The 23,881-nt window shown below is 56.7% G+C and carries 21 protein-coding genes and 1 pseudogene; 17 read left to right on the top strand and 5 right to left on the bottom strand.

All coding sequences use genetic code 11. The features are described from left to right. The first annotated feature begins 60 nt into the window (after window positions 1-60). Window positions 61-333: a BolA family protein gene (locus AAC637_RS04090; protein WP_317655938.1), complete on the top strand. Its 273-nt coding sequence runs from the start codon at window positions 61-63 to the stop codon at window positions 331-333. Between the two features lie 6 nt (window positions 334-339). On the opposite strand, the gene gatB is transcribed toward AAC637_RS04090, so the two are convergent. Continuing rightward, entirely contained in the window at window positions 340-1,854 is a 1,515-nt protein-coding gene (gene gatB, locus AAC637_RS04085; RefSeq protein WP_340302432.1) for an Asp-tRNA(Asn)/Glu-tRNA(Gln) amidotransferase subunit GatB, read from the bottom strand. A gap of 133 nt (window positions 1,855-1,987) precedes the next feature. Here gatB and AAC637_RS04080 point away from each other — a divergent pair, with 133 nt between their 5' ends. Next, window positions 1,988-2,605, top strand: coding sequence for a transglycosylase SLT domain-containing protein (locus AAC637_RS04080; RefSeq protein WP_340243018.1), 618 nt, complete (start codon window positions 1,988-1,990; stop codon window positions 2,603-2,605). Then, window positions 2,602-3,333 carry a heparan-alpha-glucosaminide N-acetyltransferase gene (locus AAC637_RS04075; protein WP_340302431.1) on the top strand — a complete coding sequence of 244 codons (732 nt, stop codon included), beginning with the start codon at window positions 2,602-2,604 and terminating at the stop codon, window positions 3,331-3,333. Before AAC637_RS04080 ends, AAC637_RS04075 begins: the two co-directional genes overlap by 4 nt. Here the strand turns inward: AAC637_RS04075 and pepN are convergent. The 3 genes from pepN to AAC637_RS04060 all read right to left on the bottom strand — a co-directional run bounded on the left by pepN (window position 3,321) and on the right by AAC637_RS04060 (window position 7,063). After that, window positions 3,321-5,948 (bottom strand): aminopeptidase N, encoded by a 2,628-nt coding sequence (pepN, locus tag AAC637_RS04070; protein WP_340303140.1) that lies wholly within the window; start codon window positions 5,946-5,948, stop codon window positions 3,321-3,323. The genes AAC637_RS04075 and pepN overlap by 13 nt on opposite strands. Window positions 5,949-6,027: 79 nt before the next feature. Further along, the gene (locus AAC637_RS04065; RefSeq protein WP_340302430.1) at window positions 6,028-6,642 is read right to left on the bottom strand and encodes an NUDIX hydrolase; all 615 of its coding nucleotides are present in this window, start codon (window positions 6,640-6,642) and stop codon (window positions 6,028-6,030) included. After that, window positions 6,632-7,063 carry a DUF983 domain-containing protein gene (locus AAC637_RS04060; RefSeq protein WP_340302429.1) on the bottom strand — a complete coding sequence of 144 codons (432 nt, stop codon included), beginning with the start codon at window positions 7,061-7,063 and terminating at the stop codon, window positions 6,632-6,634. The genes AAC637_RS04065 and AAC637_RS04060 overlap by 11 nt, the downstream gene beginning before the upstream one ends. A 190-nt stretch (window positions 7,064-7,253) precedes the next feature. Between AAC637_RS04060 and AAC637_RS04055 the strand changes: the two genes are divergently transcribed. The 4 genes and pseudogenes from AAC637_RS04055 (at window position 7,254) to AAC637_RS04040 (ending at window position 9,268) form a co-directional block, all read left to right on the top strand. Then, on the top strand, window positions 7,254-7,757 hold the full coding sequence (locus AAC637_RS04055) for an EF-hand domain-containing protein (RefSeq protein WP_340302428.1): 504 nt from the start codon (window positions 7,254-7,256) through the stop codon (window positions 7,755-7,757). Between the two features lie 137 nt (window positions 7,758-7,894). Further along, a pseudogene (locus tag AAC637_RS04050) lies at window positions 7,895-8,434 on the top strand (sigma-70 family RNA polymerase sigma factor); the annotation flags it as partial. After that, entirely contained in the window at window positions 8,424-8,789 is a 366-nt protein-coding gene (locus tag AAC637_RS04045; RefSeq protein WP_340302426.1) for a dihydroorotate dehydrogenase, read from the top strand. The pseudogene AAC637_RS04050 and the gene AAC637_RS04045, both read left to right, overlap by 11 nt. Continuing rightward, a complete protein-coding gene (locus AAC637_RS04040) occupies window positions 8,789-9,268 on the top strand; it encodes a periplasmic heavy metal sensor (RefSeq protein WP_340302425.1) in 480 nt (159 codons plus the stop codon). The genes AAC637_RS04045 and AAC637_RS04040 overlap by 1 nt, the downstream gene beginning before the upstream one ends. Here the strand turns inward: AAC637_RS04040 and AAC637_RS04035 are convergent. Beyond that, a complete protein-coding gene (locus tag AAC637_RS04035) occupies window positions 9,265-11,061 on the bottom strand; it encodes an ABC transporter ATP-binding protein (RefSeq protein ID WP_340302424.1) in 1,797 nt (598 codons plus the stop codon). The two genes, AAC637_RS04040 and AAC637_RS04035, sit on opposite strands and share 4 nt — an antisense overlap. A gap of 293 nt (window positions 11,062-11,354) precedes the next feature. On the opposite strand from AAC637_RS04035, the gene AAC637_RS04030 reads away from it, so the two are divergent. The 10 genes from AAC637_RS04030 to AAC637_RS03985 all read left to right on the top strand — a co-directional run bounded on the left by AAC637_RS04030 (window position 11,355) and on the right by AAC637_RS03985 (window position 23,792). Beyond that, window positions 11,355-12,452: an ABC transporter ATP-binding protein gene (locus tag AAC637_RS04030; protein WP_340302423.1), complete on the top strand. Its 1,098-nt coding sequence runs from the start codon at window positions 11,355-11,357 to the stop codon at window positions 12,450-12,452. Window positions 12,453-12,532: 80 nt separating this feature from the next. Beyond that, window positions 12,533-13,654 carry an extracellular solute-binding protein gene (locus AAC637_RS04025; protein WP_340302422.1) on the top strand — a complete coding sequence of 374 codons (1,122 nt, stop codon included), beginning with the start codon at window positions 12,533-12,535 and terminating at the stop codon, window positions 13,652-13,654. A 165-nt stretch (window positions 13,655-13,819) separates the two neighbouring features. Continuing rightward, complete coding sequence (locus tag AAC637_RS04020; RefSeq protein WP_340297205.1) at window positions 13,820-15,487, top strand: ABC transporter permease; 1,668 nt, start codon at window positions 13,820-13,822, stop codon at window positions 15,485-15,487. Window positions 15,488-15,491: 4 nt separating this feature from the next. Further along, on the top strand, window positions 15,492-16,712 hold the full coding sequence (locus AAC637_RS04015; RefSeq protein ID WP_317655918.1) for an ABC transporter permease: 1,221 nt from the start codon (window positions 15,492-15,494) through the stop codon (window positions 16,710-16,712). 104 nt (window positions 16,713-16,816) lie between these two features. After that, window positions 16,817-17,707 (top strand): LysR family transcriptional regulator, encoded by an 891-nt coding sequence (locus tag AAC637_RS04010; protein WP_340302421.1) that lies wholly within the window; start codon window positions 16,817-16,819, stop codon window positions 17,705-17,707. Between the two features lie 127 nt (window positions 17,708-17,834). Then, window positions 17,835-18,311, top strand: a complete 477-nt coding sequence (locus tag AAC637_RS04005; RefSeq protein WP_340302420.1) for a formate dehydrogenase subunit gamma — start codon at window positions 17,835-17,837, stop codon at window positions 18,309-18,311. Next, complete coding sequence (locus tag AAC637_RS04000; protein ID WP_340302419.1) at window positions 18,308-19,834, top strand: formate dehydrogenase beta subunit; 1,527 nt, start codon at window positions 18,308-18,310, stop codon at window positions 19,832-19,834. Before AAC637_RS04005 ends, AAC637_RS04000 begins: the two co-directional genes overlap by 4 nt. A gap of 14 nt (window positions 19,835-19,848) precedes the next feature. Continuing rightward, window positions 19,849-22,746, top strand: coding sequence for a formate dehydrogenase subunit alpha (gene fdhF, locus AAC637_RS03995; protein ID WP_340302418.1), 2,898 nt, complete (start codon window positions 19,849-19,851; stop codon window positions 22,744-22,746). Between the two features lie 2 nt (window positions 22,747-22,748). Beyond that, complete coding sequence (gene fdhD / locus AAC637_RS03990) at window positions 22,749-23,558, top strand: formate dehydrogenase accessory sulfurtransferase FdhD (RefSeq protein WP_340302417.1); 810 nt, start codon at window positions 22,749-22,751, stop codon at window positions 23,556-23,558. Between the two features lie 6 nt (window positions 23,559-23,564). Then, window positions 23,565-23,792: a formate dehydrogenase subunit delta gene (locus AAC637_RS03985; protein ID WP_340302416.1), complete on the top strand. Its 228-nt coding sequence runs from the start codon at window positions 23,565-23,567 to the stop codon at window positions 23,790-23,792. The last annotated feature ends 89 nt before the right edge of the window (window positions 23,793-23,881 follow it).

The raw sequence follows: 23,881 nt of genomic DNA, 5'->3' as shown, positions 1-23,881 counted from the left end.
CTCGGAACGGGCAGTCTAAGCCATTGGTGGCGAAGGTACAGGGCTATGGTGAAGATTTTCATGACAAGAACCGAAAAAATTCGTGACGCATTAGAAAAAGCATTCAATCCCAAAGTGTTGGATGTTCACGATGAAAGTGAGGCCCATCGTGGCCATAGCGGCTATCAAGAGGGGGGCGAAAGTCATTTTCGCGTGGTGATACGCGCCGATGGATTGGCGGGGTTGTCGCGCATTGCGCGCCATCGTGCCGTGCATGATGCCATCGGCAAGCCTCTGATGGGCGAAATTCACGCTTTGGCCATTGATGCAGACGGGCCTGAGCGGCCCGCCTGAGAAGGGTTACAGCCCTAGTTTCTGGCTGACCAACTGGTTCACAGCGGCAGGGTTTGCCTTGCCGCCTGTGGCCTTCATCACCTGACCCACGAACCACCCCGCAAGTTTCGGGTTCTGCTTGGCCTTTTCCACTTGGGCGGGATTGGCGGCAATGATCTCGTCTACCGCCGCTTCAATCGCGCCTGTATCCGTGACCTGTTTCATGCCGCGCGCTTCAACAATCTGCGCGGGGTCGCCGCCTTCGGTATAGACGATTTCGAACAGGTCTTTCGCGATTTTGCCCGAAATATCCCCCGCCTTAATCAACGCGATAATACCTGCAAGCTGTGCAGGTGAGACAGGGCTGTCACTGATGTCGCGCTCGTCTTTCTTTAGGCGGCCAAAGAGTTCGTTGATGACCCAATTCGCGGCCAGTTTCCCGTCTTTGGCGGTGGCAGCGACCTCTTCGAAAAACGCGCTGGCGGTGACATCGGCGGTCAAAACGCTGGCATCATAATCTGAAAGGCCAAAATCGCCGATAAAGCGCGCCTTTTTGGCATCGGGCAATTCGGGCAGGTTCGCGCGAATGTCATCCACCCATGCCTGCTCAATCTCAAGCGGCAAGAGGTCGGGATCTGGGAAGTAGCGATAATCATGCGCCTCTTCTTTCGACCGCATCGAACGCGTTTCGCCCTTATCAGGATCATAGAGTCGTGTTTCCTGATCCACAGTGCCGCCATTTTCGATAATGGCGATTTGGCGGCGTGCCTCATATTCGATGGCCTGTTGAATGAACCGCAGCGAATTCATGTTCTTGATCTCGCAGCGCGTGCCAAGATGGCTGAAATCGCCCGTTTCACGGAATTTTTCATAGGCGCCCGGTGCGCAGACAGACACGTTTACATCCGCACGCAGATTGCCGTTTTGCATATTCCCGTCACACGTACCCAGATAGAGCATGATTTGGCGCAATTTAGAGACATAGGCCGCTGCCTCCTCTGGGCCGCGGATATCGGGGCGCGAGACGATCTCCATCAACGCAACACCTGTGCGGTTCAAGTCCACAAACGACAGGGCGGGATCCATATCATGGATGGACTTGCCTGCGTCTTGCTCCAAGTGGATACGTTGAATGCGCACAATCCTCGCCGTGCCATCGCCAAGCTCGACCAAAACCTCGCCTTCGCCCACGATCGGGTGATACAATTGGCTGATCTGATAGCCTTGCGGAAGGTCAGGGTAGAAATAATTTTTTCGGTCAAAAGCCGAAAATAAATTGATTTCCGCCTTCAGACCCAACCCTGTGCGCACCGCTTGGGCCACGCAGGCCTCGTTGATCACAGGCAGCATTCCTGGCATGCCAGCATCCACAAAGGCCACGTTAGAATTGGGTTCTGCCCCAAATTTCGTTGAGGCCCCTGAAAAGAGTTTGGCGCGGGTTGCGACCTGCGCGTGCACTTCCATCCCGATCACAAGCTCCCAATCGGATTTGGCACCCGCGATCACTTTGGGTTTTGGGGCTTCATAGCTGAGGTCAAGCATGGCGCATCTCTCCAACAGGCGGTTTCTCGCCGTTTACTAGGCCAGCGCGTAGGGCGCGGCAAGGGCAGGACTTGCATTTTGAGGCAAAATAAGGGCAAAGGGCGAGCATCTATTGGCCACCTGAGGGAATTGCATGTTTTCATTCAAAAGGAATGAACGCGATCTGGCGCATCATGCGCGGAAATTCGGCAAATGTGCTGCAACCTTTTTGGGCGCGGCGGTTTTGATGGGATGTGTCGGCGCGCAGGCTGATTTGCCCGCCGCACGTTGGGATGAAACCCCACAGGCCCAAGATTGGACAAAGGCAAGCCTCTCGATGTTGGAGGAGGACGCGGCCGTTTTGGTTGAGACAACCCCTGCGGATATTGAGGCATGGTGTCCCGCCTATGATGAGGCAAACCCAGAACAGCGTGCTGCGTTCTGGAACGGGCTTTTGTCCAGTTTGGCCTATCGAGAAAGCACCTTCCGCGAAGATGCGATTTCCTCGAACGGCAAGTGGCATGGTCTTTTGCAAATCTCGCCCGCAACGGCGCGCGGCTATGGCTGTGCTGCTGGCACAAGCGAGGCTTTGCGCGAGGGAGAGGCAAATTTGCGCTGTGCTTTGCGCATTTGGTCATCAACTGTCGTGCGCGATGGGGTCATTGCCGCAGATCAAGGCGGGGTTGCGGCCGATTGGGGGCCGTTGCAACGCGAAGCCTTGCGCAATGATATTCGCGGGTGGGTGTCGGAGCAGGATTACTGCCAGTCATGACGGCGCGCTTGTCGGGTTTGGATCAGGCGCGCGGTGTCGCGCTTGTGGCCATGGCAAGCTATCATTTCATCTTTGATCTTGATTTATTCGGGCTTGTGCCTTCGGGCACAGCCCTGTCCCCCTATATGCGCGGCTATGCTATCGCGATCGCGGGCAGCTTTCTGTTCCTGTCGGGCCTCAGCATGGTCTTGGCCCATGGGGTGGGGCGGCGGTGGCCCGCCTTTTGGCGGCGATGGGGCATTTTGGTCGCTACTGCGGCGGCGGTCAGCGTTACGACCTATTTTGCCTTTGGGGCGCAATTTGTCTTTTGGGGCATTTTGCACATGATGGCGGCTGCAAGCCTAGTGGGAATTGTTCTCTTGGGGCGGGTGCCTGGTTCGGGCTTGGCCGTGCTTGGTGTCTTGGCCCTTGCTGCAGGGGTTTGGCTGCGCCTGCCTTCACTTGAGCACCCGATATTTTGGATCACAGGCGCACAGGCGGCGCGGCCTGTAACAGTGGATTATTTGCCAATCTTGCCATGGATCGGCCCCTATCTTTTGGGCATGGCTTGGGCGCAATTTGCCCGTGATCTGGGCAGGCCGATCATGCCTCAAAAGATATGTGGTGGTGCGCTTGGGGCGGCTTTGGCGCTTTTGGGGCGCAATTCCCTTGCGTTTTATCTCATCCACCAACCCGTGCTGCTGGCATTGGTCGGTGGATATGTTTGGCTGCTGGATTATGCGCCTTGATAACCCGCACGCATTCTTGCCACCATCTCGCTCATATCGCGGCTGAGGTTCGGGGTGTCAGAAATACGCTTTAGCGCCTCTTGGATCAGGGCCTGACGATCAACATCATAGCGCGCCCATGTCTCAAAGGCGGTGGACATCCGCGCCGCGGTTTGCGGGTTTTTGCCATCCATGCGGATCAACCAATCCGCGAGGAACTGATAGCCCGCGCCTGAGGGCTCATGAAAGCCCGCAGGGTTGGCCGAGGTCAGACCTGCAATCACCGCGCGGAAGCGATTGGGGTTCTTCCAATCAAAATCTGCGTGCTCGGTCAGGCGATGTGCAACTTGCGCGGCCTCATCAGGGGCGGCATGGGCGATTTGCAGCATGAACCATTTATCCATCACGATGCGGTTTTCATGCCATTGGTCGTAGAAGGCCATGCTGGCCTGCTGTGCAACATCACCCCCGTGATCCAACAGCGCACCGAAAGCGGCCAATTGATCGGTCATATTGGTGGCCGTCTCGAATTGCGTCTGCGCGAGCTCTGGGCCATGCACAAGGGTCAAGGCGCGCAGGGCCACGTTGCGCAAACTGCGCCGGCCTGCAGAGGCCGCATCAGGGCTATAGCCGTCTTTATCGGTCAGTGTTTCGAACAGCCGCGCGTAAATCGGCGCAAGTGCAGCTGCGATGGACTGTTCCAAAACGCGGCGCTTTTCGTGGATGCTGCTTGGATCAGGCACCACGCCTGCTTCGGCCAAATCATTGGCCAGCGCATCTTCGCTTGGCAGGCTTGCGCATAGCGCCCGAAACTCGGGGTCGAGCGTGTCATCCTGCACCACCGCAGCGAGGGCTGCGATATAGTCAGGGTTCGGTCCTGTCCCATTGGTGATCATTGCGCACAGAACCTCACGCGACAGGCTGCGGCCCGCTTCCCATCGGTTGAACGGGTCTGTGTCATGGGCAAAGAGGGTCGCGCGCGCAGCAAAATCTTGCTCGATTTCTAAAATCACAGGGGCCGAGAATTCGCGCAAGACCGACAGCACAGGGGCCTCAGGCAGATCGTCAAACACCAATTCCATTTCAGGATCCGCCATTTCGACAATCTGCGTGGGCCGCAATTCGCGCCCGTCCTGACCCAATAGGCCAAGCGCCACAGGGAACAACAAGGGCTCTTTCAGCGGTTGGTTGGGGGTGGGTTCGGTGCGCTGTGCCAATTTAAGCACCAAGCGCCCATCTTGATAGGTGGAAGTGACCGTCAAACGCGGTGTGCCTGCCTGTTCATACCAGCGTTTGAATTGCGATAGATCGCGCAAAGTGGTGTCCTCGAACACCTGCAACCAATCCTCGACGGTGCAGGCCTGCCCATCATGGCGGTCGAAATAGAGATCAAGCGCCGCGCGATAGGCCCCTTCGCCGACCAAAAGCCGCAGCATTCGGATCAGCTCCGCCCCTTTTTCGTAAACAGTGGCCGTGTAGAAATTGTTGATCTCGACAAAACTTGCAGGGCGTACAGGATGCGCCAATGGGCCTGCATCCTCACGGAATTGGCGCGCGCGCAAGTTCAGCACATCACCAATTCGCTGCACAGGCGCGGATCGGGCATCTGCGCTGAACTGTTGATCGCGAAAGACGGTTAAGCCCTCTTTGAGGCAGAGTTGAAACCAATCGCGGCAGGTGATGCGATTGCCTGTCCAATTGTGGAAATATTCATGGGCGATGATCCGCTCGATAAAGGCATAGTCCTGATCCGTTGCGGTTTCAGGGCTGGCCAAAACATATTTGGAGTTGAAGATGTTCAGCCCCTTATTCTCCATCGCGCCCATGTTGAAATCATCGACCGCCACGATGTTAAACAGATCAAGGTCATATTCGCGGCCATACACCTGTTCATCCCAGATCATTGACCGCTTGAGCGCGTCCATCGCATAGGCGCAATACCCCTCATCACCGGGGCGGACATAGATATTGAGATCAACCTCGCGTCCCGAGGCCGTGGTGAACTGATCGCTATAAGCGCGCAAATCGCCTGCCACCAAAGCAAAGAGATAAGCAGGTTTGGGCCAAGGGTCATGCCATTCTGCATAGCCTGCGCCTGTCTCACCCCGATTGCCATTGGACAGTAGAATCGGTGCATCCCCCTCAATGCGCACATCAAAGCGCGCCATGACATCGGGGCGATCGGGGTAATAGGTTATTTTGCGAAACCCTTCCGCCTCGCATTGGGTGCAATACATGTCCTTGGACATATAAAGCCCCTCAAGGGCTGTGTTATCCTGAGGTGCGATTTCGACTTCGGCCTCCCAAACAAAGCCGCCCTCTGGCAGGCGTGCGGCAGGCACAGTCAGGGCAGTCTCACTGAGGCGATAATCGGCCTCACCTAACGCTGTTCCATCTATCTTTGCCCAGATCAGACGCAGATCCTCGCCATCAAGCACAAGCGCCCCTTCGCCCAAACCTTGCGCCTCGGGGTTGGGGCGAAAGGTGATCCGTGAAATGACCCGCGTGGCCTTTGGTGCAAGGCGAAAAGTGAGATGCACATGGTCAATCAAATACTCGGGCGGGGTGTAGTCACTGAGCCAAATGGTGCGAGGCGTGGCAGTGGCGGATGTTGCATCAAGGGGCAGGGCGGACACGGGGCAGGCCTCATTATATCGGGGAAGGGATGGCCTTAGGCTATGCGCGGCGGTGACAGGCTGCAACCAGATAGGTGGGTTAGAGCCAGTAAAACCGCGATATTTCTGTGCGATTGTCAAAGAACGCCACCGCCTCGGGCCGAAATCCATAGCCGTGGCGCGCCACCGCTTGGGATAATTCCGCGAGGATCACATGGGTAATAAAGGGGATGTCCAAGCGTTGCGCCTCTGCCAGATCAAGCCATGTCAGATGAGACAACTCGCCATCGCCTTTGGTGAAATCCTGCGCAACGCCCCTCAGATCGTCAGCACGCGCCAAAAAAAAGCGCGCGTCAAAGCGGCGTGGGCGGCCTGTGGGGGTGACGGCACGAAAAAAGAAATCAACCTGTCGCGGGTCGTGTGGGCCAAGGCTGAGTCCTGTTTCTTCGTACAGCTCGCGAAAGGCTGCGTTGATTAAGGCCTCGGGTGAACAGGCGCTGTCATGGCCAAGGCGCTCTGCAAGCGCATCAGGGATTACGTGGGCAAGCGGGGTGTCGTGATCTACCGCATCAACCGCCCCGCCGGGGAATACAAATTTTTGCGGCATGAACGCGGCAGATGTCCCGCGTTGGCCCATTAAGACCTGCGCGCCTTTTGAGCTGTCGCGCAATAAGATGATGCTTGCGGCATCCCGAATGGGAGGATCAGAAACCATGCATCCGCTTGGCCCATTGGATGCCCACAATCAGCCCCTTAAAGCGGGGCAAGAGGAACAGTGCCACCACAAAGGCCCCAAGCGAAAACCCGCCTGCCATAACCCATGGGCTTGGTTGATAGGCCGTATAAACCCAGAGCATTAAGGTGCCCAAGATTTTCGCTGTGACGAGGATCGTCAAATAGGCAGGCCCATCATCCGCGCGGGCGTGGCTCAGATCTTCGCCACAGCTGCCACAGGTTTTTACAAGGTTCAGATAGCCGCTAAACAGTGCGCCCTCACCACAGCACGGGCAGCGGCCGCGCATGGCTTTGGCAATCGCGGGCCATGTTGGGCGTTCCTCCGGGACATGATCGAAAACACCATCCGCCAAGGCAGTGATTGGATCGATTTCAGCCGCTTCCGTGCTGGGGTTTGCCATGGCGCGCATCCTTTTCTTGTCTCGACCTTAGCCCTAGCGCAAAGCGCAATCATTGGCAAAGGGGCGGGCCGTTTTGACGCGGGGCAAAAGAGAGCTGCAAAAAAATGTGACGGAAACTGCGGGCGAGCGCGTGAAAGGAATAGATCGGCGGATGGATGGGCCATTTGCCATAAGATCAGGAGTTATTGAGATGAGCACATTCAAACTTTTCACTTTGGGCTTGGCCCTGCCTTTGGGTCTTGCTGCGCAAATGGTAACCGCCGCCCCAATGGCGCAGGCCGATGCAGATGCGATATTTGCCGCCCTAGATGCGGATCGCAATGGTCAGGTCACGGCTGAGGAACTGGCGCGTATGCCAGAGGCGCGATTTGCGGCGCAAGACACCAATGGGGATGGCATGTTGGACGCCCAAGAATTGAGCGCCTCCCTTCAGGCGCGTATGGCAGATCGGGCAGAACGTATGATTGGCGATCTCGATTTGGATGGCGATGGGCTTTTGTCGCAATCTGAAATGATGGGTGGCCGCGACCAACATGAGGGGCGCGGTGAGCCAAATTTTGATCGGATGTTGTCGCGCATGGACAGCAATGGGGATGGCAGCATCAGCCTTGAGGAATTCTCGGCCATGTCCCAAATGCGCGGCGGCCATGAGCGCGGCGCAGGTGGCCGCGAAGGGCGTACCCATCGCGGCTAAGGTGCAATCAGACGCGGCTGCCCCTCTCCCTTGGCAGTCGCGTGCTTGAATGCAATAGTTGCCGCAGATTGCGGCGGCGAGGGCAGCGTGCAAAGACCACCAAAGGCAGCATCAGAAGATGATCATCTGATGGCCGCTTCGCCAAGGGCGATGCGGCTGCGGCGCGGGATTTGGCCGCGCGGCATCTGCCCCGCATTCTGTCGCATGCGCGCCGTGTTTTGGGGGATCAGGCCGAGGCCGAAGATGTCGCGCAAGAGGTGATGATGCGCATCTGGCGCATTGCCCCTGACTGGGACGCAGGCCGCGCAAAACTGAGCACGTGGGCGCATCAGGTGACAGCGAACCTATGTATTGATCGCTTGCGCAAGCAGACCCGCCGCGCCGCGCCCACCCTTGATACGGATGCGGTTGAACAAATCGAGGATCATGCGGCGTCAGTGCCCGCGCAAATGATGCAAAGGGCGCGGCTTGATGCACTGGATGCGGCGCTTGCCACTTTGCCCGAGCGCCAAAGGCAGGCGGTGGTATTGCGCCACATCGAAGGGTTATCAAATGGTGAGATTGCCCAAATTCTGGATATTACGATTGAGGCGGTCGAAAGTTTGACCGCGCGCGGCAAAAGGGCATTGAGCGCCCATTTGGCCAAGGAAAAGGAGGCATTGGGTTATGCGCAATGATCAGGCAGACCAAGATCTGGATGATCTTTTCGCCGAAGCGCGCGCGGCGGATGCGCCAAGTGATGCGCTCATGGCGCGTGTATTGGCGGATGCACAAAACGTGCAAAGACAAACTCACCACGTCCGTGACGATACGCTCTCGCGCCTGTCTGATCTGATTGACCGCCTATTTGGGGGTTGGTCGGTTGTCTCAGGTGCGGCGATGGCGGGAATCGCGGGGCTGCTGTTTGGGGTTGGTCTTTCGACCTTGAACCCCGATATGACCTTAAGTTTGCAAGAGGCCAGCGGATGGGCCAGCACATCGGTTTCTGATTTTGGGGATCCTTGGGCTTTGGCCGATTTGGGAGGTGAGTGATGGATAAGATGATGACAACCCCGAAACCCCAAGCGCCGCGGGGCATGAAGATCGTTCTTGGTGTCTCTCTGGCGATTAATTTGGCGATTGCGGGCGCGGTTCTAGGGGCGGTGGTCTTGCATCGCAGCCCAGACGGCGAAGGCCCGCGTGAGCGGATCAACGCCTTGCGCAGTTTGGGGCCATTGGCGGGGGAATTGAACCGCGATGAAATGCGGATGTTGATCGGGCGCATGGGCGGGCGCGAAGGGATGGGCGCCGCGCGCCGTGGGATCGGGGCGGCCAATCTGCAGGTTGAGGCTGCGTTGCGCGCAACCCCCTTTGTGCCTGATGCGTTGATGCAGGCCCTGTCTGAGCAGCGCGGATATCTCGGCTCCATACAGGAAAGCGGGCATCGTGCCTTGGTTGATTTGATCGCGGATATGCCGCCTGAACGCCGCGCGGCCTTGGCCGATGAATTGGCCGAAGGGCGCAGGCGTTAGAGATCAGCACTCATCCCTGCCGATTGTAATTCAACAAGACGCGCGTAAATGCCGCCCCTTTGCATCAGGCTGTCATGGGTGCCTTCTTCGACAACATGGCCTTTATCCATGACCACAATCTTATCGGCATCACGAATGGTGGACAGCCGATGCGCAATCACAAGGGTCGTGCGCCCTTGCGACAGGCGCGAAAGGGCAGTTTGCACCAATTTTTCAGATTGCGTGTCGAGGGCCGATGTGGGTTCATCCAACAACAAAATCGGCGCATCTTTCAGCATCGCGCGGGCGATGGCCACGCGCTGACGTTGGCCGCCCGACAGGGACGAGCCGCGCGGGCCAACGGCCGTTTCCAACCCTGCGGGCAGGGGTTTGGCAAATTCCATCACGGCGGCGTTTTCTGCGGCATTGGCCACATCGGCGCTGTCAGCATTAAGCCGCCCCATGCGGATATTATCTTCGATGCTTTCATCGAACAGCGCCGTGTCTTGGCCCACAACCGCGATCATGTCACGCAAGGCGGCCAGATCAGCCTCGGTTGTTGCAACACTGCCGATGCGCACCTTGCCTGCCACTGGGTCAATCAAGCGTGTCAGCAAGGCAAACAGCGTGGTCTTGCCGGCGCCTGATGGCCCCACAATCGCGGTTGTCTGCCCCTCTTTGGCAGTGAAGGTCAGATCATGCAGAACGGGCATGTCCCCGTAGGAGAATTCGACATTCTCAAAGCAGATATCGCCAGAACTCAGCGGGGCAGGGTGGGCAGGGCTAAGAACGGTGGGGCGCAGATCAAGCATGGAATAGATCCGCTCGAGCGAGGCTGCGGCGGCCTGAAGGCTGCCTGCGATATTTGACAGACGTTTGAGCGGGTCGAACATCAGCGAAAGCGCGGTGATAAAGGACATGAAATCCCCCACCGATTTATCGCCTGTGACAATGGCGGTGGCCCCAAACAATGTGACCGAAACAAACCCAATGCCCGACATGAGGTCGATCAACGAGGGGTTCGCGGATTGTCCTGCACTCGAGCGGATCTGTTGCTTGAGGTATTGCTTGACGCTGCGCTCAAACCGCCCACGCTCATGCGCCTCAAGGCGGTTGACCTTGATGGATTGAATGCCGTGAAACATCTCGTCCAGCCGCGTGGTCAGGGTCGCGGCAGCCTCGCGCGCGGCAAATGCGGTGCGGCGGATTTGCTTGAGCAGCAGGGTCATGGGCACGATCATCAAAGGCAGCCCAACCAAGGCCACCAGTGACCATTGCCAATCATTTGAGAACATTACAAAGGACAAAGCCACAAGCGAAACTAAATCACGCCCAAAGGAGAGCAGGACACTTGTCGCCGCAGCTTGCAGCGTCTGGCTGTCCCCGCGCACGCGTTCGATCAATTCACCTGGGGGGTGGCGGGTAAAGACGGCACCATCAAGCGTCAAAAGATGCTCGACCAGGCGTGTTTGCAATGCGGTTGTCACTTTAAGGCCAAGCGCCGACATAATGACGCGCTGCACAAAGCCCGCAACGGCGCGGAACAGGAACAAAAACCCGATGACCGTGACCACTTTCCAAAGCCCATTCAAGGATTGTGCGGCAAAAAGTTCATCGAAGAGAGGGCGCACCATCCATGCAAATGCACCAAGTGCGGCGCCTTCAAGGCTCATCAAGATCAGCGCGAATGTCAGGGCGGGCCAATATCTGAGGACATGCTCGCGCCACAGGCGGATCACAAGTCGAGACGAGCGCAGATCAACCCCATTTGAGGCCGTGGCCTGCGAATCTGATGCGGGGCTTGGGTCTGACATGCGTCTCCAAATCTGCGAAAATTACGCATTCTGCTGAAGAATGCTTAGAAAATCATCATCCGCCCTGATTAGGCTATGCCGCCCCTGCAAACAAGCACCCGCAATGTATGGGGTCATATTTCCTGAATCCGCCATTGTTTTCTGGTCGATGTCTTTTCTGAGGTGCAAAGCGGCGCTTTCAGGACGGTTTTACACTAATTTCTGTTAATTGGTTGTCATCTAAGGCTCAGGCTGTTTAGCTTAGGGCAATTGAATGCGGGGCTACACCGCAACCACAACGGGAGTTCGACACTTTGTTCGACACAGCAAAAGACGCGTTTGTCGCTTTTGAGCATGTCCAGAAAAGTTACGATGGCGAAACGCTGGTCGTAAAAGATCTTAACCTTCAGATCGGTCAGGGCGAATTTCTAACGATGCTTGGACCTTCAGGGTCGGGCAAAACGACCTGCCTGATGATGCTTGCAGGTTTCGAGACAGCCACCCATGGCGAGATTCTGTTGCAGGGTCGTCCGATCAACAACATTCCGCCCCATAAGCGCGGCATTGGGATGGTGTTCCAGAATTACGCTTTGTTCCCGCATATGTCGGTTGCAGAAAACCTTGCCTTCCCGTTGGAAGTGCGCGGCATGGGCAAATCAGAGCGCGAAGGAAAGATCAAACGCGCGCTTGATATGGTGCAGATGGGGGATTTCGGCGGTCGCCGTCCCGCGCAGCTTTCTGGTGGGCAGCAACAGCGTATCGCCTTGGCGCGGGCCTTGGTGTTCGAGCCTGAGCTTGTTTTGATGGACGAACCTTTGGGGGCGCTCGACAAGCAATTGCGCGAACATATGCAATTTGAAATCACCAATCTGGCGCATCAGTTGGGCATCACCACAGTTTATGTGACCCATGACCAAACCGAAGCCTTGACCATGTCGGATCGTGTCGCGGTGTTTGATGATGGCCGTATCCAACAGCTTGATCCGCCTGATGTTCTCTATGAACAGCCGCAAAACAGCTTTGTGGCGCAGTTTATTGGCGAAAATAACACGCTTTCGGGTGTGGTGACGAAAATCTCAGGCGATCGCTGCGTTGTGATGCTGGACAGCGGTGACGAAATTGACGCGCGTCCTGTAAACGTCTCATCCGTGGGGGATCGCACCACTGTTTCCATCCGTCCCGAGCGGGTGGAAATGGACAAGCGCCGCCTCTCGCCTGATGCGCATACGCTGAAAGGTGAGGTTCTCGAATTTATTTACATGGGCGATATTTTCCGCACGCGCCTGCGCGTGGCAGGTTCGGATGACTTCATCATCAAGACCCGCAACGCCCCCGATCAAAAACGACTCACACCTGGCACCCAGATTGAAATAGGATGGTTGCCTGACGATTGTCGAGCGCTTGATGCTTGAGCGCATGGCGTAAGTTGCCACCTTCGCCTGGAGGGTGGCCATGGATAAGACTTTTCCAGGTAACAACACGGGAGACTGATATGAAACTGTCAAAAATACTTCTGGCAACCTCTGCGGTGGGCGTAGCCGCAGCGGGCTTAGCCTATGCTGGGGGCCACATGGCCACTGGCTCATTCACATTGGTTAGCTGGGGCGGGGCGTATCAAGCCAGCCAAACCAACGCGTACACAAACCCTTACTCCGCCAATAACCCAGATGTTGAATTCGTTTGGGACGAAAGCTCAGCCGAAGCTGTCGCAAAACTCCGTGCCATGAACGAAGCGGGCAACTTGACATGGGACTTGGTTGACGTTGTGGCATCGGACGCGCTGCGTCTTTGTGACGAAGGCCTCGCAATGGAAATCGATGCTGACGAGATGTTAGCGCCTGCTCCTGATGGAACATCAGCGAGCGACGACTTTGGTGATCTCCTGGTTGGTGATTGCTTCATCCCACAGATCGTTTACTCCACCACCTTCGGCTATCGCACCGACATGGTGCCTGATGGTGTAGAGCCTCCAAATGACATCTGTGATGTGTTCGATCTCGAAACATATCCTGGCATGCGTTCGCTTGAGAGCCGCCCAATCAACAACATGGAATGGGCTTTGCTTTGTGACGGCGTTGCCAAGGCAGACGTCTATGACGTGCTGGCCACTGATGAAGGCCAAGAGCAGGCTTTGGCCAAGCTCGACACCATCCGCGACAGCGTGATCTGGTGGAACGCAGGCGCCGATACGCCACAGCTTTTGGCGGATGGCGAAATCTTTATCGGTTCGACCTATAATGGTCGTCTGTTCTCGGCCATCGTTGAGCAGAACCAGCCAATCGGCATGATGTGGGACGCGCAGGTATTCGACCTTGATGGTTGGATCATCCCAGCAGGTCTGCCTGAAGATCGTCTGGCCCGTGTGATGGACTTCGTCTATTTCGCAACCGACACGCAGCGTCTGGCAGATCAGGCTGCCTATATTTCTTACGGCCCTGCACGTCTGTCCTCTGCGCCACTGGTTGGCAACCATGCAGAGCTTGGCATCGAAATGGCACCACATATGCCAACCGATCCAAACAACGCACAGAACACGTTCCTCTATAACTACGAGTTCTGGGCGGATTATCGCGATGATATTGACGCGAAATTCCAAGCATGGCTGGCTCAGTAATCTGAGCTGAATTTGGGGCGGGGCCGCGATTGAACGCGGCCCCCTCTCAACCATCGGGTGGCCCTATGAGGGCAGAAGTCTAGGCAGGCCTAACGCGCGTGAAACCGCGGCACGGCCCGACCAAATTCATGACGATTGAAGATACAAACGACTGACGGGGACAGGATGAGCGACACCACCAATTCAGGCCCGATGCTGGCGGCGGATGGAACCCCCCTCAAGACGAGCCTCGCCCGTGCCCTCAGACGCCAAAAGCTGCGTGCGCTGATGTTGATTGCGCCCCTTTTGGCCTTTGTTGTTTTGACATTTGTTGTCCCGATCGGATCGATGTTGTTTCGATCGGTGGAAAACCAAATTGTATCTGGCACGCTTCCAGAAACGGTTGAAGCGCTTGACGCTTGGGATGGCCAAGACGGCACCTTGCCAGATGAGACCGTGTTTCAAGCCCTATTTTTCGACATTTTCCGCGCTGCCGAGGCCAAGGAACATACCAAACTTGGCTCGCGCCTGAATTATGAACGCACTGGCCTGTCTTCGATGTTTCGCACCACAGGGCGGGGCATTGATGATATTGGCGAGGTGTTTCAAGATTGGCTTGAAGATGCAGATCCTGCCTTCAAGGACGGGATCACATGGTATGAGATGCTGTCTGGCACAGGCGGCGAAGATGTGATCGAAGCCCGCCGCGCCCTTTGGGCGAATATGGTGGGCGAGGGGTTTGCAGGCGATATTGGTTTTACCCTATCGGGCGAGATGGTAGCACTTCTGCCCCAAACCGCCGCCGCTTATAGTGACTGGGCCATCTATACCGCCATCGCGGATGAGGATGTGGTTTCGGAAGAAGACCCATGGGAGGCGGTATATGCGGCCTTGGCCCTTGATCTGGCGCGCGCTGATACAGCGGCCGCTCTAGCCTCATACACAGGGGCGGGCGCGGGCCCATTGGCCAATGCGATTGCAGCCCTGCCAAGCCTGCCGCAAATTGATTTCCGCGCCGCATTCATCGAAGAAAATGATGGATGGGGCGATACGGAAAACTGGCAAACGATCAAGATTTACAGCCCTGATTACACCACAGGCTATTTCCTCAACGCGATTGATATGGAAAAGGGGCTTGAGGGTGTGAATGCCCGCCCTGAAAGCCAGCAGCTTTATATCAAACTGTTCATTCGTACGATGATCATGTCCTTGATCATCACGGGTTCCTGTATCCTTTTGGGGTATCCAGTGGCGTGGCTTTTGGCCAACCTGCCAGTGCGCAGTGCCAATGTATTGATGATTCTTGTTCTTCTGCCGTTCTGGACATCGCTCTTGGTGCGCACCAGTGCGTGGAAAGTGCTGCTGCAACAGCAAGGCGTGATCAATGAAATCCTTGTCTGGCTTGGATTTGTCGATGATGCAAACCGCCTGATTTTGATGAATAACTCGACAGGCACGATCATTGCGATGACGCATATTTTGCTGCCCTTTATGATTTTGCCGCTTTATTCGGTGATGAAAACCATTCCGCCGTCTTATCTTCGCGCCGCCAAAAGTCTCGGCGCGACCAATTGGACAGCGTTCTGGCGGGTCTATTTCCCACAATCTGTTCCAGGGATTGGGGCGGGGTCGATCCTCGTGTTCATCTTGGCGATTGGCTATTACATCACGCCGGAAATCGTGGGCGGCACAGATGGTGTCTTTATCTCGAACCGCATTGCCTACCATATTTCATCCTCGCTCAACTGGGGCTTGGCGGCGGCTTTGGGGTCGATCCTTCTGGCCTTGGTCTTGGCGCTGTATTGGCTTTATGACCGCATTGTCGGCATTGATAACGTGAAATTGGGGGGCTGAGATTATGGCTCAATCGCTGAAACTTACGCTCAAGCGCCCCTCCCTTTGGGGGTTCACGGCACCCCTGACTGCGGCTGTGTCAGCGGCCTTTGGCTATATCGCAGGCACATCCTTTGGAAATCCGCTTATGGGGATTGTTGCGGGCGCTGTCATTGGGGCCGTATTGGCGGCCTTGCTGCACCCCATGGCTGAAAAGCGGATGATGGCGCGCCTTGGTGTGATTGCGATCTTCTTTGCCGCGGGTCTTTTCGCCACCAATTTGGGCGGCGGGATCGCAGCCGGCCTTGTGGGCGCGGTGCTGTCATGGTTCGTCTTCTGGATCGACACGGGCGATTATCGCAAAGGCGTGCCGATTTATTACACAGGCGGGCAGACCCTTTGGCATAACAGTTTCCTGTTTATTTGTGGACTGATCTTCTTCTTTCTGATTGCCCCGCTTTTCCCCGTGATGTGGCTGTCGTTTAACGCGCAGGATTTCTTTACCTTCACGCCTGAGATGCTGGCTTTTGACCCCGAGGGGTATTCGCTGAAGCATTACCGCGATTTCCTGACCACGGATGAGTGGATGCAGCCGCTGAAAAACTCGCTGATCATTGCGCCGATTGCGACTGTTATCTCGGTTAGTCTTGGCACATTGGCGGCCATCGGTTTGTCGCAATCGCATGTGCCTGGGCGTCAAACCATCATGGCGGTTTTGATCTCGCCCATGATCGTGCCTTTGATCATCTCGGCGACAGGGATGTTCTTTTTCTATGCCCCACTTGGTAATTGGTTGGAACTGACCTTGGGTCTGAACAAATCCTTCGTGGGTTATGTGAAGGTGATCTTGGCGCATGCCGTTTTGGGCGTGCCCTTTGTGATCATCACAGTGACCGCCACGCTTGTTGGCTTTGATCGGTCGCTGACGCGGGCGGCGGCGAATATGGGCGCCAACCCTGTGACCACCTTCTTCCGTGTGCAGATGCCGCTCATTTTGCCGGGTGTTATCTCTGGCGGTCTGTTCGCCTTTATCACCTCGTTTGACGAGGTTGTCGTGGTGCTGTTTGTTGGTTCAGCACAGCAGCAGACCCTGCCTTGGCAGATGTTCACGGGCCTCCGCGAACAGATCTCGCCAACTATTTTGGCGGCGGCCACGATCCTTGTGACCATCTCTATCCTGCTTTTGACCACAGTCGAACTTCTGCGCCGCAGATCAGAGCGCCTGAGGGGCCTCAGCCCAAGCTGATTGGTGCAAGATCACATCATCAAGGCGGCATTGGATATGCCAATGCGGCCTTTTTTTTGATCTGATATTACGATAGAATTTTTGGAAATTGATAGGAAGTTCCTATGATCCAAAAATTGGAAATGCTGCTCGCTTTGGCCAAAACCCAGCACTTTGGCCGTGCGGCCGAATTGTTGGGGGTTACTCAGCCAAGCCTGTCCTCAGGGATCAAGCAACTGGAAGACCAGCTTGGGGTAAAGCTGGTGCAGCGCGGGTCACGCTTTGGCGGTCTGACCCCTGAGGGGCAACGCGCATTGGAATGGGCGCGGCGTATCGTGGGCGATAGCCGCCAGTTGCGTGAAGAAATGCGTTATAGCCGTGAGGGGTTATCGGGCCATTTGCGCCTTGCGGTGATCCCGACTGCATTGACCGAAGCCGCGCGTCTGGTCAGCCGCTTTTCGCGCGCGCATCCCAATGTCAGTTTTTCTATTCTGTCCCGTTCGTCCGCCGAAATCCTCAAGCTGTTGGAAAATCTCGATGCAGATGCGGGTGTGACCTATTTGGACAATGAGCCTTTGGGACGCATGGTTAGCACGGGGCTCTATCGGGAAAATTACGCGGTTCTGTGCCGATCAGATCACCCTTTTGCGGCACAGACCCGAGTGGCATGGGCCGCGCTCGAGGGGATGAGCCTGAGCCTCCTGACCCCTGATATGCAAAATCGGCGGATCTTGAACCGCAATTTCGCGGCGCATGGTCTCGAGCCAAAATCGGTTGTCGAAAGCAATTCGACCATTGTTCTGGTGAGCCATGTGATTGAGGCAGGTGCGCTGACAGTTTTGCCGCAACCCATGGCGCAGTTCCTTGCCATTGGCCATGATCTGCGGGTGATCCCTTTGGAAGATGGGGCGCTGCGCCCTGAGGTGGGTTTGATCGCCCCCCATCAAGAGCCTTATACCCCCGTTTTCCGAAGCCTTTTACGCGTTGCGCGCGAGATGGCGGGCGAGGTTAGTTGATAGATTTCGTCTATCGTTTAACGAAATTTCGATATTGAAACGGAATTAAGCCTCGGGCATTGGTCGGGCATCGCGCGCGCGCTCAAGCGTGGATGCGCGCGATCCTCACGACCAAAGGATGACGGCCATGCCCCGCGACCATGCTGATGCGAATGATCAAGACATCACGGCGATTGTGATGCGCCACATGGGGATGGAGGGGCCTCTGCTGCCCATGCTGCATGCATTACAAGAGGAATTTGGATATATTCCAGAAGGGGCGCGTCCAATCATTTGCGATGCGCTCAATATCACAGGCGCGGAATTGCACGGGGTGATCAGCTTCTACCATGATTTCCGCACAGCGCCGTCAACGCGGCACAGCTTGAAAATCTGCCGTGCTGAGGCCTGTCAGGCTGTTGGCGGCAAGGCGCTGTCTGATCGTATTCTCGCGATGCTTGGACTGGATTGGGGGCAGGCGCGCGCCGATGGGAAATTGGTGGTTGAGCCTGTTTATTGTCTGGGCCTATGCGCCTGTGCGCCTGCGGCTATGCTGGATGGCAAATTGATCGGTCGCGCCACCGAAGAAAAAATCAGTAAAACCTTGTCGGAGGCGGGCCTATGAAAAAGATTTTCATCTCCCGTGATGCCGCCGCCAAGGCGCTTGGGTCTGATGAGGTTGCGGCCACTTTGTCCGATGCGCTTATGGCGCGTGGGGAAGAGGCGCAGATCATCCGCAACGGAAGTCGAGGGATGATCTGGCTAGAACCTCTGGTCGAGATCGAAGAAAATGGCACCCGTTTGGCTTATGGCCCGATTGCGGCGGATCAAGTCGAGGATCTTCTGGTAGGCAAGATCGAGACGCTCGGCCCAGTCGAAGATATTCCGTTTTTTGCCAAGCAAAACCGCCTGACTTTTGCGCGCTGCGGTTTGATTGATCCGCTGAGTTTGTCGGATTACCGCGCTCACGGCGGCCTTGTGGGACTGTCTCGTGCCGGCGCCATGAGTGCCGCTGACATTGTCGCAGAGGTGATCGCCTCTGGATTGCGCGGGCGTGGTGGCGCAGGCTTCCCGACTGGGATCAAGTGGAAAACTGTCTCAGAGGCGGCAGGCCCTCAGAAATACATCGTTTGCAACGCAGACGAGGGGGATAGCGGCACCTTCGCGGATCGGATGATCATGGAAGGGGATCCTTTCTGCTTGATTGAAGGCATGGCGATTGCGGGGCTGGCCACAGGGGCCACGCGCGGGTTTGTATATATCCGTTCCGAATATCCCGATGCGATTGAAGTGATGGAAGAGGCGGTCACCATTGCCCGTGCCGAAGGCGTTTTGGGTGACGATGTGTTGAGATCAGGCAAAGCCTTTGATCTTGATATTCGTGTGGGGGCAGGGGCCTATGTTTGCGGCGAAGAGACATCGCTTTTGAACAGCCTTGAGGGCAAACGCGGTGTTGTGCGCGCCAAGCCGCCGCTGCCCGCCTTAGAGGGTTTTCTAGGGCGGCCAACCGTTGTGAATAACGTCTTGTCCTTAGCAACGATCCCCGTGATTTTTGAAAAAGGTGCGGCGCATTATGCCAGTTTCGGCCTTGGTCGGTCTAAAGGGACGATGCCAATCCAGATTGCAGGCAATGTTGCCCGCGGCGGGTTGTTTGAGACCGCCTTTGGGATGCCTTTGGGCGAATTGGTCAACGAGATTGCAGGCGGCACCGCTACGGGGCGGCCCGTCAAATCGGTTCAGGTGGGCGGCCCCTTAGGCGCCTATATGCCCCCGTCCAAATTTGACACGCCTTTTGCCTATGAGGAATTTGATGGGCAAGGTGGGCTGATCGGGCATGCGGGCGTGGTCGTCTTTGACGATAGCGCCGACATGGTTCAGATGGCGCGGTTTGCGATGGAATTCTGCGCGGTGGAATCCTGCGGGAAATGCACGCCCTGCCGCATCGGGGCCAGACGCGGGGTGGAAACCATCGACCGCATTGCCGCGGGGGATGCGACCGCAATCCCCTTGTTGACCGATCTGTGCGAGACGATGAAAGACGGCTCGCTCTGCGCGCTTGGCGGGTTCACGCCTTACCCTGTCATGTCGGCGCTTCAGAATTTTCCAGATGAATTTGGGGCCGCCCCCGCCAATCAGGCTGCGGAATAGGAGGGTTTTGATCCATGAAAGATTTTATCATTCCTTGGGATGACCGCGACATGGGAACGCCCGCTAAGACGGGCGCGCCTGTCAGTCTGACGATTGATGGTGTGGCGGTTACTGTGCCAGAGGGCACAAGCGTTATGCGCGCCGCAGCCGAGGCGGGATTGTCGATCCCCAAGCTCTGCGCCACGGACAGCCTTGAGGCCTTTGGCTCCTGCCGTTTATGCGTTGTCGAAATCGAGGGGCGGCGCGGCACGTCCGCCTCCTGCACGACACCCGTGGCCGAGGGTATGGTGGTTCATACCCAAAACGCCAAGCTGCACAAACTGCGCCGCGGGGTGATGGAGCTGTATATCAGCGATCACCCGCTTGATTGTTTGACATGTGCCGCCAATGGCGATTGCGAATTGCAGGACATGGCGGGCGCGGTTGGATTGCGCGATGTGCGCTATAGCGCGACCGAAGGGGCGAGTATCGCCAACCATTTCACCGCGCGTGACACCAATGGGGATCTCAACCCTGAATATTTACCCAAGGATGAAAGCAATCCTTATTTCACTTATGACCCCTCCAAATGTATCGTCTGCAACCGCTGTGTTCGGGCCTGCGAGGAGGTGCAAGGCACGTTTGCCCTTACCATCGAAGGGCGCGGGTTTGACAGCCGTGTATCTGCGGGCGGCCCGTTGGACGATTTCCTCAGTTCGGATTGCGTGTCATGCGGTGCCTGCGTGCAGGCCTGCCCAACGGCAACCTTGCAGGAAAAATCTGTCATCGAATTGGGCACGCCGCAACGGCCGGTCGTGACCACATGCGCCTATTGTGGTGTGGGCTGTTCGTTCAAAGCAGAATTGAATGGCGATCAATTGGTGCGGATGGTGCCCTATAAACACGGCAAGGCCAATCGCGGGCATTCCTGCGTGAAGGGGCGCTTTGCCTATGGCTATGCTACCCATAAAGACCGCATTTTAAACCCGATGATCCGCGATGACATCTCCGAGCCATGGCGTGAAGTGTCATGGGAGGAGGCGCTTGGCTTCGCCGCGCAAAAATTGCGGGGCATTCAGGCGAAGTATGGCCAGAAATCCATCGGCGTGATCACCTCAAGCCGTTGCACGAACGAAGAAACCTTCCTTGTGCAAAAACTGGCGCGTGCGGTGTTTGGCAATAACAACACCGACACTTGTGCGCGGGTCTGCCATTCTCCAACCGGTTATGGCTTGGGCCAGACCTTTGGCACATCGGCAGGGACGCAAGATTTTGACTCGGTCGCACATGCGGATGTGGTTGTCGTGATTGGGGCCAACCCAACCGATGGACACCCCGTTTTCGCAAGCCGTCTGAAAAAGCGCCTGCGCCAAGGGGCAAAGCTGATCGTGATCGACCCACGCCGCATTGATCTGGTGAAATCCGCCCATATCAATGCCGCGCATCACCTGCCGTTGAAACCAGGCACCAATGTGGCGGTTGTTTCGGCGATGGCCCATGTGATTGTCACCGAAGGTCTTGCGAACGCGGCCTATATACGCGAGCGCTGCGATTGGGATGAGTTCGAGGATTACGCAGAATTTATTTCCGACCCGCGCCATAGCCCCGAGGCGGTTGAGGCCTTGACGGGTGTGCCTGCTGCGGAACTGCGCGCCGCAGCGCGCCTATATGCAACGGGCGGTAATGGGGCGATTTATTACGGCTTGGGTGTCACGGAGCATTCCCAAGGCTCGACCACAGTGATGGGGATCGCCAATTTGGCGATGCTTACGGGCAATGTGGGCCGCGAAGGGGTGGGTGTGAACCCGCTGCGTGGGCAAAATAACGTGCAAGGCTCGTGTGATATGGGGTCTTTCCCGCATGAATTGCCGGGCTATCGCCATGTCAAAAACGCCGATGTGCGTGCTATTTTTGAACAAGCTTGGGGTGTCGAGATTGACCCCGAGCCGGGCCTGCGCATTCCCAATATGTTGGATGCGGCAGTGGCGGGTAAGTTTAAAGGGCTTTACTGCCAAGGCGAAGATATCCTTCAGTCTGACCCAGACACCAAACATGTGGCGGCAGGGTTGGCCGCGATGGACTGCGTGATCGTGCATGATCTTTTCTTGAATGAAACTGCGAATTACGCCCATGTTTTCTTGCCTGGCTCAACCTTCCTTGAGAAAGATGGCACCTTCACCAATGCCGAGCGCCGCATCAACCGCGTGCGCGAAGTCATGGCGCCAAAGGCAGGGATGGCTGATTGGGAAGTAACGCAAGCCTTGGCCAATGCCATGGGGGCAGGGTGGAACTATACGCACCCGTCTCAAATCATGGAGGAAATCGCCGCCACCACCCCAAGCTTTGCTGGCGTTGATTACGCGGTGCTTGAGGAAAAAGGCAGCGTGCAATGGCCGTGCAATGACGCAAACCCAGAGGGCACGCCATTGATGCATGTCGATGGGTTTGTGCGCGGCAAGGGGCGCTTTATTCTGACTGAATATGTTGCCTCCGATGAGCGCACAGGGCCGCGCTTCCCGCTTTTGCTGACCACAGGGCGCATCTTGAGCCAGTATAATGTGGGGGCGCAGACACGGCGCACGGAAAACACCGTTTGGCATGAGGAGGATGTGTTGGAAATCCATCCCTATGACGCAGAAACACGCGGGATCAAGGAGGGCGATTACGTCAAGCTGGCCTCGCGGTCAGGCGAGACATCCCTGCGCGCCAAGATCACCGATCGCGTCAGCCCAGGTGTGGTTTATACAACCTTCCACCACCCCCAGACGCAGGCCAATGTGATCACCACCGATTTCTCGGATTGGGCCACGAATTGCCCTGAATATAAGGTGACAGCGGTGCAAGTGTCGCAATCAAATGGCCCGACTGAATGGCAAGAAAGCTATGAGGCGCAGGCCAAGGCGGCGCGGCGTATTCTGCCAGCGGCGGAATAGCTATGGCTGCGGCCCCATTGGCGCGCGCGGTGGTAAAAGCCACCCGTGACGGCCTGACGGCTGAAGACCGTGCCTTGGCTGAAGAATGCCCTGTGGCCATGGTGTTTGATGGAGGCACTCAAGCGGTCATGATGGCCACCCCGCGTGATCTCGAAGATTTCGCGCGGGGCTTTGCCAAGACCGAAGGCTTTGTTGCAAGCGATGCCGATATTCGCGAGATTGAGATTGTCCGCCATGAGGCGGGTGAAGGCATTGAAGCACGGCTTTGGCTTGATTCCGCGCAATCGCAGGCGTTGCAGGCGCGGCGGCGCTCGATGATGGGCCCTGTGGGATGTGGGCTGTGTGGTATTGACAGCCTTGCGCAAGCGATGCGGGATATCGCGCCCTTACCGCACGATATAGCTCCTTTGCCCCTCACCCCGCTATTGGGCGCGGCGGAGGCTTTGCGGGGTCACCAACCTTTGCACGATGAAACCCATGCGGTTCACGCGGCGGGGTTTTTTCAGCCCTCACAGGGCATTGTCTTGGCGCGCGAGGATGTCGGGCGGCACAATGCGCTTGATAAGCTGATCGGCGCGATGGAGGCGGCACATTTTGATCCGACTGCGGGCGCGATTGTGATCACCAGCCGCGTCTCGGTTGAGATGGTGCAAAAAACCGTTATCGCAGGCGCGCCCGTGCTGATCGCGGTTTCCGCACCAACCGCGTTGGCCTTGGATGTTGCAGATCAGGCGGGTCTGTGCGTGGCGGCATTGGCGCGCAAAGGGCAATTTGAAATTTTCACGCATCCCGAGAGGATAGAACAAGGATAGATCACTATGGCATCGGATAAGCTGATTACGATGGCGAACCAGATCGCCACATTTTTCGAAAGCCAAAAAGGCGATGAGTTGGCCGAACGTGTTGCGGCCCATCTGAACGATTTTTGGGGGCCAGAGATGCGCGCTGATTTTGTAGGCCTTGTCAGCGACCCGTCACAGGCTGGCCGATTGCATCCGCTGGCACGCGATGCTGTGGCATTGTTGCGTCTGCCTCAGGACGTTTGATCATCCTCTGCTGCGAGATCAGAGGTAAGATCAAGTATTGATGCGGGCGAAAAGCCGCCATCAATGAAATCTTCGCGGTCAATATAGTC

Origin of the sequence: Roseobacter sp. HKCCD7870 (assembly GCF_037830315.1) — a bacterium.
Classification (GTDB): domain Bacteria; phylum Pseudomonadota; class Alphaproteobacteria; order Rhodobacterales; family Rhodobacteraceae; genus M30B80.
Note: the sequence above shows the minus strand (reverse complement) of the source record. Positions and strands in the feature narration are given on the sequence as shown.